General features: G+C 71.2%; 11 protein-coding genes and 1 tRNA gene. 4 read left to right on the plus strand and 8 right to left on the minus strand.

Annotated features, from left to right (window positions below; translation table 11 throughout):
• The first annotated feature begins 1 nt into the window (after position 1).
• From ACZ4S3_RS04185 to ACZ4S3_RS04195, 3 genes are all read left to right on the plus strand, one after another.
• Positions 2–2,497, plus strand: a complete 2,496-nt coding sequence (locus ACZ4S3_RS04185) for a phosphoribosyltransferase (RefSeq protein ID WP_467925468.1) — start codon at positions 2–4, stop codon at positions 2,495–2,497.
• A complete protein-coding gene (locus ACZ4S3_RS04190) occupies positions 2,497–3,318 on the plus strand; it encodes an HAD family hydrolase (RefSeq protein ID WP_467925470.1) in 822 nt (273 codons plus the stop codon). Before ACZ4S3_RS04185 ends, ACZ4S3_RS04190 begins: the two co-directional genes overlap by 1 nt.
• Before the next feature lie 191 nt (positions 3,319–3,509).
• Positions 3,510–4,169: an O-methyltransferase gene (locus ACZ4S3_RS04195; protein WP_467925472.1), complete on the plus strand. Its 660-nt coding sequence runs from the start codon at positions 3,510–3,512 to the stop codon at positions 4,167–4,169.
• 19 nt (positions 4,170–4,188) lie between these two features.
• Here the strand turns inward: ACZ4S3_RS04195 and ACZ4S3_RS04200 are convergent, their stop codons facing one another.
• The 7 genes from ACZ4S3_RS04200 to ACZ4S3_RS04230 all read right to left on the minus strand — a co-directional run bounded on the left by ACZ4S3_RS04200 (position 4,189) and on the right by ACZ4S3_RS04230 (position 10,591).
• Positions 4,189–4,407, minus strand: a complete 219-nt coding sequence (locus ACZ4S3_RS04200; RefSeq protein ID WP_467925474.1) for an FmdB family zinc ribbon protein — start codon at positions 4,405–4,407, stop codon at positions 4,189–4,191.
• A 24-nt stretch (positions 4,408–4,431) separates the two neighbouring features.
• A complete protein-coding gene (locus ACZ4S3_RS04205; RefSeq protein WP_467925476.1) occupies positions 4,432–5,529 on the minus strand; it encodes a sugar kinase in 1,098 nt (365 codons plus the stop codon).
• A complete protein-coding gene (locus tag ACZ4S3_RS04210; RefSeq protein WP_467925478.1) occupies positions 5,526–6,146 on the minus strand; it encodes a bifunctional 4-hydroxy-2-oxoglutarate aldolase/2-dehydro-3-deoxy-phosphogluconate aldolase in 621 nt (206 codons plus the stop codon). The genes ACZ4S3_RS04205 and ACZ4S3_RS04210 overlap by 4 nt, the downstream gene beginning before the upstream one ends.
• 34 nt (positions 6,147–6,180) lie before the next feature.
• Positions 6,181–7,326, minus strand: a complete 1,146-nt coding sequence (dgoD, locus tag ACZ4S3_RS04215) for a galactonate dehydratase (protein WP_467925480.1) — start codon at positions 7,324–7,326, stop codon at positions 6,181–6,183.
• A 153-nt stretch (positions 7,327–7,479) separates the two neighbouring features.
• Complete coding sequence (locus ACZ4S3_RS04220; protein ID WP_467925482.1) at positions 7,480–8,184, minus strand: FadR/GntR family transcriptional regulator; 705 nt, start codon at positions 8,182–8,184, stop codon at positions 7,480–7,482.
• Positions 8,185–8,290: 106 nt separating this feature from the next.
• A complete protein-coding gene (locus ACZ4S3_RS04225) occupies positions 8,291–9,025 on the minus strand; it encodes a DUF4383 domain-containing protein (protein ID WP_467925484.1) in 735 nt (244 codons plus the stop codon).
• A 186-nt stretch (positions 9,026–9,211) separates the two neighbouring features.
• Positions 9,212–10,591: a hypothetical protein gene (locus ACZ4S3_RS04230; RefSeq protein WP_467925486.1), complete on the minus strand. Its 1,380-nt coding sequence runs from the start codon at positions 10,589–10,591 to the stop codon at positions 9,212–9,214.
• A 143-nt stretch (positions 10,592–10,734) separates the two neighbouring features.
• Between ACZ4S3_RS04230 and ACZ4S3_RS04235 the strand changes: the two genes are divergently transcribed.
• Positions 10,735–10,806: transfer RNA gene (locus tag ACZ4S3_RS04235), tRNA-Val, on the plus strand.
• Positions 10,807–10,911: 105 nt separating this feature from the next.
• Here the strand turns inward: ACZ4S3_RS04235 and ACZ4S3_RS04240 are convergent.
• Positions 10,912–11,658, minus strand: a complete 747-nt coding sequence (locus ACZ4S3_RS04240; RefSeq protein ID WP_467925488.1) for a tyrosine-type recombinase/integrase — start codon at positions 11,656–11,658, stop codon at positions 10,912–10,914.
• Between the last annotated feature and the right edge of the window lie 456 nt (positions 11,659–12,114).

Below are 12,114 nucleotides of genomic sequence, written 5' to 3' on the forward strand. Positions count from 1 at the left end.
CATGGACTCAACGAGGGTGGAGACGCAGCGCGTGGTGTGGACAGGAGAATGGGTGGCCGGGCGGCTGGGCGTCTCGCTGAAGGGCGGGGACGATCTGCCGGAGCTGCTGGGCCTCGCGCTGCGGCGCAACCCCAAGCGGGCCCATCTGCTCGTGTCGAACGTGCTGGGCAAGCACGTGCCGCAGCGACCCGCCGTGGTCCATGGCGCCGGTTTCGGACTGGGGCGCCGAGTACGCGAGTTGCTGGGTGACGAAGCCGCCGCCCGCTCCGTCGTTCTGGGCTACGCCGAGACCGCCACCGGCCTGGGGCACTCCGTGGCCGACGGGCTGGCCCTCGCGCCGTATCTGCACTCCACCCGTCGACCGGTGAGCGGCGTCGAGAAGGTGGGCGGCTTCGAGGAGGAGCACAGCCACGCCACCTCGCATCTGCTGCTCCCGGAGGACCGTGACCTCCTCGCCGGGGACGGCCCGCTGGTGCTTGTCGACGACGAGTTCTCCACCGGCAGGACCGTCCTCAACACCATCAAGGCGCTGCACGCGCGCTTTCCCCGCGAGCGGTACGTGGTCGTCGCACTGGTCGACATGCGCTCGGAGGCGGACCGCGGCCACCTGGAGAAGTTCACGGCGGAACTGGGCGCCCGGGTCGACCTGATATCCCTGGCCACGGGCGGTGTAGGGCTGCCGGCGGACGTCCTGCGGCGCGGCCAGGACCTCGTCGCCGCCCATGAGGCGGCCGTCCCGGCGCCGGCGAGCGGCCGTCGAAGCGACGCCGTACGCGTGGACCTCGACTGGCCCGCCGGGCTGCCGGACGGCGGACGGCACGGTTTCACACCGTCGCACCGCCGACGGCTGGAGGCCGGGCTTCCGGCCATCGCCGCCCGCCTTGCGGCGCAGCTGGACGGCGCCCGCCGCATCCTCGTCCTGGGCAACGAAGAACTGATGTACACGCCGCTGCGGATCGCGGAGGCCCTGGAAGCCCACCTCGCCGCTTCGGATTCTCCGGATGAGGACACGGCGGTCTTCTTCTCGACCACCACCCGGTCGCCCGTGCTCGCCGTGGACGACCCCGGCTATGCGATACGGACCCGCCTTTCCTTCCCGGCCCACGACCGGCCGGCCGACGGGCCGGGGGAGCGGTACGCGTACAACGTCGCGGCCGGGACCGACCCGGCGCGCCGCTTCGACGCCATCGTGGCCGTCGTCGACTCGCATGGGGACGGCCCCGAGCTGCACGCCGCCGACGGCCTGCTGGAGCGGCTCGCCGAGCACACCGACCGGCTGGTGCTGGCCGTCATCCCGTCGTACGCCCCGCAAGCCCCGCAAGGACGGACCCGTTCCATGGCCCTCCCCGAGCCGCTGCGCGGCCCCGCCTTCTCCTCCTACGCTCCCGACGAGGTCGGCTGGCTGCTGCAGGACCTCTCCGACGTCACCCTGGAAGCGCCCACCGAGGAGCGCGAGGAAGCGATTCAGAGCGGCGGAGCCCACTACGCCGAGTCGCTGCCCGTCGAATACCAGCCGAGCGAGCAGTACCAGGCGCTGTTCCACAGCGCGTTGGGGACCTCGGCGAGCCGGATCGCCCGTGCTGTCGGTGCCGTCACCGAGACCGTGCTCGCCGAGCGGGCGCGCCCGCAGGACCCCCAGGCGCGCCCCGTGCTGGTGTCGCTGGCGCGGGCCGGCACCCCTGTCGGTGTACTGATGCGCCGCTGGGCGCTGCACGCCCATGGCCTGGACCTGCCGCACTACGCCGTCTCCATCGTGCGCGGCCGGGGGATCGACACCACCGCCTTGCGCTGGCTGGCCGCCCATCACGATCCGGCGGATGTCGTCTTCGTGGACGGTTGGACCGGCAAGGGCGCCATCACCCGCGAACTCGCCCAGGCGCTGGCGGACTTCCCGGGCTTCGACCCGCGAATCGCCGTGCTCGCCGACCCCGGAGGCTGCGTCGAGACCTACGGCACCCGCGACGACTTCCTGATCCCCTCCGCCTGCCTCAACTCCACCGTCTCCGGGCTCATATCGCGGACCGTCCTGCGCGACGACCTCGTGGGCCCGGACGACTTCCACGGCGCCAAGTTCTACCGCGAGCTCTCCGGTGCCGATGTGTCGGGCGCGTTCCTCGACGCGGTCAGCGCGCGGTTCGGCGAAGTCGCCGAGGCCGTCGCCGCGGATGTGAAGGAACTGGCCGCCGCCGACCGGGCCCCGACCTGGGAGGGCTGGACGGCCGTCGAGCGGATCAGTGAGGAGTACGGCATCCACGATGTCAATCTCGTGAAGCCCGGTGTCGGCGAGACCACGCGCGTCCTGCTGCGCCGGGTCCCCTGGAAGATTCTTGCCCAGCGGGGTGCCGGGGCCGATCTCGATCATGTGCGCCTCCTGGCTGAGCAACGGGGCGTTCCTGTCGAAGAGGTCGACGAACTGCCCTATACCTGTGTCGGGTTGATCCACCCCCGCTTCACTCGCGGGGCTACGGGCGCTGACGGAAAGACGGTGGCCTCCTGATGAGCGCGATCGTCGCCAGCGACCTCGACCGCACCCTGATCTATTCGGCCGCCGCGCTGAACCTCGCCATGCCCGACGCGCAGGCCCCGCGTCTCCTGTGCGTCGAGACCTACGAACACAAGCCGCTCTCGTATATGACGGAGACCGCGGCCGGACTGCTTGCCGAACTGGCCGCGGGCACCACGTTCGTCCCGACCACCACCCGCACCCGCGAGCAGTACGGCCGCATCCATCTCCCGGGCCCGGCACCGGAGTTCGCCATCTGCGCCAACGGCGGCCACCTTCTCGTCCGGGGCGAGTCGGACCCGGACTGGCAGCGCGTCGTCGCGGAGCGTCTGGCCGAACAGTGCGCACCTCTCGAGGAGGTCCGCGCGCATCTCGTGCGCACCGCCGACCCGGCGTGGCTGCTCAAGGAACGTGTCGCCGAGGAACTGTTCGCCTACCTCGTTGTCGAGCGGCCGCTGCTGCCCGAAACCTGGGTGAAGGACCTCACCGGCTGGGCGGAAGAACGCGGCTGGACCGTGTCGCTGCAAGGCCGCAAGATCTACGCCGTACCGAAGCCGCTCACCAAGAGCGCCGCGGTCGCGGAGGTGGCGCGGCGCACGGGGGCGTCCGAGATCCTTGCGGCCGGCGACTCCCTGCTCGACGCCGACCTGCTGCTCGCGGCGGACCGCGGCTGGCGGCCGGGACATGGCGAGCTGGCGGACTCCGGCTGGCAGGCCCCGCATGTCACGGCGCTCGACGAGCGTGGCGTCGCGGCGGGCGAGGAGATCGTCCGGGCCTTCATCCGCGGCGCCGCAGTCCCGGGCCGCGCCCGCTGACGCGGACAGGGACAGAGGCCGCCACCGCCGGCGGAGGCTGGACCGGGTGCCGATCGGGAGATAGCCACGACCTGCAGAGGGCAGGCTGAAGCCAAGAGCGGCGACGTTGCCCGGTCAGCCTCGGCGGGGCGGTTGACCGCTCCGACCGGGTGTCGTACCGCGACCGCTGCCGGGGACCAGGAGGAGACCCAGTGACCGAGTCCAAAAGCACGCCGATCACCCCTGAGCTGTACGACTACGTCCTTGCCCACAATCCGCCGCTGGACTCCACGCAGCGGGGCCTGGTGGAGACGACGCGACAGCGGTTCCCTGACGTGGCGGGGATGCAGTCGGCGCAGGAGCAGGGGCCACTGCTCGCATTCCTGGTACGGCTGATCGGCGCCCGGCACATCGTCGAGGTGGGGACGTTCACCGGGTTTTCGGCGCTGTCGATGGCCCAGGCGCTGCCCCCGGACGGCACGCTGATCGCCTGCGACGTCTCCGAGGACTGGACGGCGTACGGCCGGGACGCCTGGGCGGAAGCCGGGGTCGCGGACCGTATTCAGCTGCGGATCGCGCCCGCGCTGGACACCCTGCGGGCGATGCCGGCCGAGCCGCACATCGACCTCGTCTATCTCGACGCGGACAAGACCAACTACATCCCCTACTGGGAGGAAGTGGTGCCCCGGATGCGGCCCGGGGGGCTGGTCGTCGCGGACAACGTCCTCTTCCACGGCCAGGTCACCGATCCGGCGGCGACCGGACCGGCCCTGGCGATCAGGGAGTTCAACGACCATGTGAGGGCCGATGACCGTGTGGAGGCGGTGATGCTCACGGTGGCGGACGGAGTGACGGTGGCGCGCAGGCGGTAGCGGGCCCGACCGGCGAAGGCTAGCCGCAGCAGCCGCCCCCGCAGCAGCCGCCACCCCCGCCACCAGCGGGGGCGCGAGCGGGGGCGGAGGCGGAGCCGCCGACGGCGACCGTGGACAGGAGCTTCACGGTGTCCTCGTGGCCGTCGGGGCAGACGGCCGGGGCGGAGGACTCGGCCATCGGCCGGTTCAGCTCGAAGGTGGTGCCACAGGGGCGGCACCGGTATTCGTAACGAGGCATGGCCACAGGTTAGCGGCGGCGCGGTCAGCGCACGACCGTGCCGGGCGGTGCGCCCAGCATGCCCAGTTCCGCGCGGGTCGGCGCGCCCTCCCAGTCCCCGGGGGAGGCGACCGCGAAGGCCCCGGTGGTGACCGCGCGCCCCAGGCGTCCGGCCAGGTCTTCGCCGTCCAGCAGCGCCGAAAGATAGCCCGCCACGAAGGCATCGCCCGCGCCCACGGCGTCCACGGCCCGCACCGGCTGTGCGGGGCGGTGGAGTGACCCCTCGTGGGTGAAGGCCGTTGCTCCGTCCGCGCCCAGTTTGACCACGACCTCGCCGACGCCCAGCTTCAGCAGCAGCTTCGCCTGCGCCGCGATGGCCGCTGCCGCGTCGTGCTCCGGCCCCGGGCCCGCCGCCGTGGCTTCCGCCGCCTGGCTCGCCGGCAGACAGAGGGGCAGTTCGTCATCGGAGGCGACCAGGGCGTCCACGTAAGGAATCCACTCGCGCAGGACCTGGGAGGCCTCTGGCGCGGTCCACAGGCGGGCACGGAAATTCACATCGAGACAGACCAACGTGTCGTGCTGCCGGGCGAGTTGGAGGGCGCGGCGGGCGGCTGCGAGGGGAGCGGGGCCCAGCGCGGGGGTGATGCCCGTCAAGTGCAGGATGCGGGGCGGGGCCGCGGAGAAGGCCCGCTCGATCGCGCCCGCCTGGAGCCGCGAACCGGCCGATCCGGCGCGGTAGTAGTGCACCCGGGTGACCTCGGGGAGCCGCGGCTCGAAGAGGATCAGTCCGGTCGGGGCGTCCGGGTCGGTCGAGGCGGCGGACACCTCGATGCCCTCGGCCCGGAGCGTACGAAGCACCAGCTGCCCGGCCTCGTCGCCGCCGACCGCGCCCGCCCAGTGCACGTGGTGCCCCAGCCGGGACAGGCCGATCGCGACATTGGTCTCCGCGCCGGCGATGGAGACGTTCATCGTGCCGCCGAGTTTCAGCGGGCCGCTGCCGCGCAGGGCGACCATCGTCTCGCCGAAGGTGAAGACGTCCGGCCCGGGACGCGGATGCCTCTCGCGCTCCCGCAGCGCAGCGCGCCGCTCCTGCCGGCTCGCGCGTCCGTGCCCCGGTCCGTTGCGTTGGCCTCGCTCGGTCATCGTGCGCACACCGCCTTGAATTCCGCCGCGCGCCTGCGCAGCGCGTCCAGGTCGCCGCCGTCCGCCGCGTCCCCGATCAACGGTGAGCCGACGCCCACCGCCACCGCGCCGGCCGCGAAATACGCGCTCGCCACGGCCGCGTCCACCCCGCCGACCGGCACGAACGGCAGCTCGGGGAAGGGCGCGCGGAGCGCCTCCAGATACCCGGGCCCGCCGACCGAGGCCGGAAAGAGTTTCAGCGCGGAGACCCCCAGGGCGTCGGCCGCGATCACCTCGGACGGTGTCAGCACCCCGGCGAGCGTCGGCAGCCCCTGCTGTACGGACTCCTCCAGACCGGCCCCGAGACCGGGCGTGACCACCAGATTGGCCCCGGCCTCGGCGGCGCGTCGGGCGTCCGTGGCGGACAGGACGGTGCCCGCTCCGAGCCAGGCCGCGTCGCCGAGTTCGGCGCGCGCCCGCCGGATGACCGTGAGGGCGTCGCGGCCGCTGAGCGAGACCTCGATCAGCGGAATGCCTTCCTCCGCCAAGGTCATGACCGTACGGAAAGACGCCTCCGCATCCTTGCCCCGGATGATGGCGACCAGCCGCTCGGCCCGGAGCGCTGTGCTGAAGTCCATGGGTTTCCTGCTCTCCCCTGCCGTGTGCGGCCGCTCACCATTCGGCGAACGCGCCGTCCTCATGACGCCAGACGGGGTTCCGCCAGGCGTGGCCCTTCCTGTCGGCCGCGCGCACCGCGGCCTCGTCCACCTCCACGCCCAGTCCCGGGCGGTCGGTCCGCAGCAGCGTCCCGCCGTGGAAGCGGAACGGCTCCGGATCCGCGACGTAATCCAGCAGCTCGGCGCCCTGGTTGTAGTGGATGCCGATCGACTGCTCCTGGATGAGGAAGTTCGGCGTGGTGAAGGCGACCTGGAGACTGGCGGCCAGCGCGACCGGGCCGAGCGGGCAGTGCGGGGCGAGCTGCGCCCCGTAGACCTCGGCGAGTGCGGCGATCCGGCGCAGCTCGGAGATGCCGCCCGCATGCGAGATGTCGGGCTGCAGGATCGACACGCCGGCTTGGAGCGGAGCCAGGAACTCACAGCGGGTGAAGAGACGTTCACCGAGTGCGATGGGAATGGTGGAGGTGTTCACGAGGTCATGGACAGCATGCATGTGGTCGGAGAGGACGGGCTCCTCGACGAACATCGGCGCGTACTCGGCCAGAAGAGGAAGCAGCCTGCGGGCATTGGCGGGGGAGACCCGCCCGTGGAAGTCGAGACCGAAGTCCCGGTCGTCGCCCAGGACTTCGCGTGCGGTCTCGGCGCGCAGCAGACATGCCCGCACCTCGGCGCGGGTGGCCACCGGCGTCATCCGGCCGCAGCCGTTCATCTTGACGGCCGTGAAGCCCGCCTCGATCTGTGCGGTCAGCGCGTCCCGGATGGCGTGCGGCTCATCGCCGCCGATCCAGGCGTAGGCGCGGATCTTCTCCCGCACGGGGCCGCCGAGCAGCTGGTGGACAGGCGCGCCGTGCCGCTTCCCCTTGATGTCCCACAGCGCCTGGTCCAGGCCTGCGACGGCGGACGAAAGCACCGGGCCGCCCCGGTAGAAACCGCCCTTGGTCATGACCTGCCAGTGGTCCTCGATACGCGACGGGTCCTGCCCCAGGAGGTACTCGGACAGCACCTCAACGGCCGCCCGCACCGGTTCGGCCCGCCCTTCGACCACCGGCTCGCCCCAGCCGACGAGGCCGTCATCGGTCTCCACCCGCACGAACATCCAGCGCGGCGGAGCGAGGAACGTCTCGATGCGGCTGATCTTCATGGAGCGGACCGTCCTTTCGGCGTCGGGTTCCTGCGCGTCGTTCCGCCCACGGCCGTCATCGCTGCGGCCACGGCCGTGACCGCGGCCGTGCTCCGGGCGATGGCCATGGTCATCGTGATTGTCGCGCGGAAGCACCGAGGAGCAGGAGGCCGCCTACGGGTGTTCGCGTCCGGATTTGTCGAGCAGTTCGAGCATCGCCATATAGGCGCCGTCGACGTCCCGGTTGCGTACGGCCTCGACGACCGCGGCGTGCACGGCATGCGGATGCTCGAATTCGCCGCCGCTGCCGTGCACCGCCCGGTCGCGCTGGATGAGCACGGGCACGATCACCCGGTGCAGCTGCGCATAGAAGCGGTTGTTGGACGCGAGCAGTATCGCCGTGTGGAAGGACGCGTCGGCGCGTACGAACAGCACCGGATCGCTTTCCGTGGCCGCCATCGCGCCCAGCGCGGCATCCAGTGCCGCGAGATCGTCATCGGTACGCCGCTCCGCGGCGAGGGCGGCCGCGGCGGGCTCGATGGACCGGCGAAGCTCCAGCATGTCGGCGAAGAAGTCGGACGAGACGCCGGCCGCGAGCTTCCAGCGCAGCACATCACCGTCGAGGAGGTTCCATTCCTCGCGGGGACGGACCAGGCTGTCGCCCTTCTGGCGGGCATCGACCAGACCCTTGGCGGCCAGCACCTTGACCGCCTCGCGCAGAACGGTCTGGCTGACGTCCAGCTCCGCCATCAGATCCGGCAGGACGAGGGCGTCCCCCTCACCATAGGTGCCGTCGAGAATCCGCCGGGCGAGCGCTTCGACGGTCACCTTCTGAACCCCATGTCCCGGGGGCGAGGCGGCGTTCCCCGACTGCGTCATCCTTTGCTCCCTGCTCCCCGGTCCGCCCCGCTCCGTCCGCCCAGCCGTCAGGGCGTACCGAGTCACGACCCCACCTCGGTACGCCCTGACGTCTCCTCGCCCCGGCTCACGTCCCCTTTCTGCCGGTGCTGGTGCTCGTGTCGGCGTTGCTGCCGGTGCCTGCGCCTCTGTGGGCGCTGCCGCTGGTGCCGGGTCCGAGCGAACCGCGCCCGGCATGCATGGCGCCTTGCATCCGTACGCGCGCCGCCTGCCGTGCCGCCGTCATGCCGGATACGGCGTGCAGCTGTCCGCGGTCAAAGCGTTCCGCATCCTCCGGGTGCCGGGCGCGCCAGTAGGGGTTGTCTTGCGACAGCCCGCCGCTCACCCGTCCGTACATCCCGAAGACCAGCAGCATCAGTCCGACCAGGAAGCTGAAGAGGACGTTCTGGATCTGGAAGGCGAGGAAGTTCGCGCCGGTCTGGAGCAGCGCCAGGTTCACGAATCCGCTCAGGAGGAAGAGCACGCCCCACACGATGTTGAGGGTCGAGGCGATATTTCCGCCGATCACCATGCCGACGACCATGATCGCTCCGACGACGATCGAGAGCACGCTCAGGGAGCCGTTGGTGTTCAGCCCGGCAACGGTGTCGCCGCCGGTGTCGAAGAAGCCGATGTGGTGGGTCAGACCGAGGACGCCGAATGCGACCAGCACCAGCCCCATCAGCCCGGCACCGATCCGGTAGACCTTGCTGAGCCGATGATCCACGGGCAGATGCTCATCGAGCCGTGTCCGGTGCCGTTTGACCCGGTGGAGTGGGTTCGCGGACCCGTGCAGGGTGTGGCCCGTAGCCCCAGTAGCCATGTCCGGCCTCCTTCGCGCCGATGTGCCGCCTGGGCCGTACTCACTCCAGCATCCGCCAAGCCGCCGCTTACCGCCATCGCGCCCGGCAACGGATCGCGCCCCGCGCTGTCGGCCCGCTTCCGCGCCTGCCCCGCGCTGTCGGCCCGCTTCCGCGCCTGCCCCGCGCCGTCGGCCCGCTTCCGCGCCTCAGCCGCCGGCCGCGCCCCGCGCGTCCCGGATCTCCTGCACCACCCGGGCCGCCGTCTGCCGTACCGCCTCGGTCTCGGTCAGGAAGTGCCACCAGTCCGGATGCCGCCCCTCCAGGCCCGCAACCGCCCGGTCCAGCCGTGCCACCGCGTCGTCCAGAGGCCCCGCATGCCGCGGATCGGGGGTGCTGCGCCCGGTCATCGCCAGCCGCTGCGCGTCCCGGACCGCGAAGCGCGTCCGCTCGACCTCCTTCTGCCGGTCGAACGACACCGCATCCAGCCGCTGCAGCCGGTCGCCCGCGGCCGACACCGCCTCGTCCGTACTGTCCAGCAGCGCCCGCACGGTCCCCAGCCGGCTCGTGGCATCCGCCCAGCGCTGTTCGTCGCGTGCCTGCTGCGCCTCCCGCAGCTTGACCTCGGCCTGCTTGACGGCCTGCGCGGCCTGCGCCGGCACCTGCTGCAGGTCCTGCCAGCACGCCGCGCTGTACCGCCGCCGCAGCTCACTGAGGACCGGATCGACCTTTTCGGCACGCGTCGTGATCGCCTGCGCCCGCGTCCGCAGCGACACCAGCCGCTTGTCGATCTCCGCCGCCTTCTCCGGCAGCCGCGCGGCCTCGGTCCGTACTTCCTCGGCCTTGCGCAGCACCTCGTCGGCGCGCCGGATCGTCTCCTGCACGCCATGCTGTCCGGCACCCTGATTGAGCTTGGTCAGCTCCGGCGCGAGCGTCGCCAGCCGGGCCGCAAGCTCGTCGGCCTTCAGCCCCTGCGCCCGGACCGCGTCCAGCGCGTTACTCGCCGCCAGCAGCGCCTGCCGCGCCCGCTCCACCGCCGGGGCCAGCCGCTCCAGCTGCGTCTCGGCGCTCCGCAGCAGCGGCCCCAGCCCCTGCGCGAAGCGGTCGAGCTCGCCCTTGACCCGGTTCAGCTCGTCCTTGGCGCGCGTCAGGTCGGCCCGCGCCCGTGCCACCGCCGCGCCGTCCAGGTCGTCACGATCAAGATCATGGGAATCAACGGCGGTGATATAGCCCTGGCTCACCTCATCGATCCGGCGGCCGAACCCCTCGTACTCGTCCGCGGCCCGCCTGGCCGACGGCGAATTGTCGACCGCGGTGATCGTCTCTATGGAGATCCGCAGATCCCGCTGCGCGGTGTCGAGCTCGTAGAACGCCGCCGCCGCGGCATCCTTCGCGGCCTGCGCATCGGCCCGCTGACCCTCCCCGCGCCCGAACCAGCGGCGCGTGCCCCCACCCGCGAACGACTGCGGCACCATCGCCACCAGCAACGGCAACGGCAGCAGCACAAGCGCCACCATGTCCTTGACGGGCCCCCCACGGGGTCGACGGCGTGCTCGCTGCTCATGCGGCTGCGTGTGTGTCGCCGTCACATCCCTCTCCCGATCGGATTCGCCCCAGAACCGACTGTCATTCTCCCACTCCACGGAAACGAACACACCGGCCGGTAAGTTCGCAGTTCGAGCACTGGTTTGCAGTCCAGCCCGGTCGGCAAGGTAGTCTGTCGGCTCGGCCAGGGCGCATAGCTCAGCGGTAGAGCGCTGCTCTTACAAAGCAGATGTCGGCGGTTCAAATCCGTCTGTGCCCACTCCTTTCGCAGAACGACAAAGGCCCAGGTCATCCGAGGTAGATTCGGATTCCTGGGCCTTGATCATTTTCTGTCCCGGACGGCGCCCGACAGGGTTCGTGCCACTTACGTGCCAGATGGCCCGTCCGAGCCGCCCCGATCCCCCTTCGACCGACGGATCTGCTCATCCACGTGATCGGCAATCGCTTGATCACGACCATTGACCAGGTGCTGGTAGATCAGCGCGGCCCGTACCGACGAGTGCCCCATGCGATGCATCAGCTCGCGGGTCGTCGCGCCACCGGTCGCCGCCAGGGTGTTCCCTGTATGCCGCAGGTCGTGAAAGTGGACGTCCGAGAGGCCGGCGGTGCGCAAGGCCGGGAGCCAGACCCGCCGGAAGTTGTTGCGTCGCAACCAGCCACCCCGCTGCCCGACGAAGACCAAGCCGGACCGTCCCGACTCGGCATGGTGGCTGAGGTGAGCCGCCAGCTCCTCGACGAGCGAGGCCGGGAACGCCACGGTACGAATGCCGGCGCTGCTCTTCGGGGTCTTGATCGTCAGGCCCTGTGCCCGTGTCTCGGCCTGCGAGCGGCGGACCGCGATCGTGCGCCGCTCCAGGTCGATGTCATGGCGTTGCAACGCCGCGAGCTCACCGAAACGCAGTCCGGTGAACGCGGCAAGGAGTACCAGGACGCGGAAGTAGGGCGGCATGGCATTGGCGATGCGGTAGACCTCCGGCACCGTCAGGTACGGCCGTTCGGCCGTCTTGGCTGCGCCGGCGCCCTTGATGCGGCACGGGTTCCGCTGGATCTTGTCGAGTAGGGCCGAGCGCCACCGCCGGACGTACTCATCGCGTAGGCGGGGCTGGTTCACGTTCCACTACCTCATCGACCTTGCATGGCAGTGAGCAAAACCCTTCTCTACGGGTTCAAGGCTTGCTGCGCTCGCTGCCGGCCCGGCGGAAGCCAGCAGTTCGGGAGTACACCACACGTTGACGCAGGGGGCGTTGGTGTTCCCGGCCTCTGGAACTGCAAGCAGTCAGATCACAGATCAGAGGTGCCGGGCACGCGCGGCGGCGCTGGCCGCCGCGTGTGCCCGGCACCCTCTTCGTCTTCGCCGCCGGGGGCCGCGCGGCGTCGACGCCCGCGCCCACAAGGGGCGAAAAACCAGGCCGGGGGTAGGGCGATCGGCTCCACGGCTTTACCCACCTCCCCGGTTCGGGTCCCGCGTCGAGCAAGACCAGGGGGCCACTCGTTCAAATTCCGGGCAGCTCACAAGCCTGCCCGAGTTGCCGGCAAGCGTACGGCCCCCTAGCCAGGTAGAGGGCAA

The organism is Streptomyces sp. NPDC028368 (genome assembly GCF_055565615.1).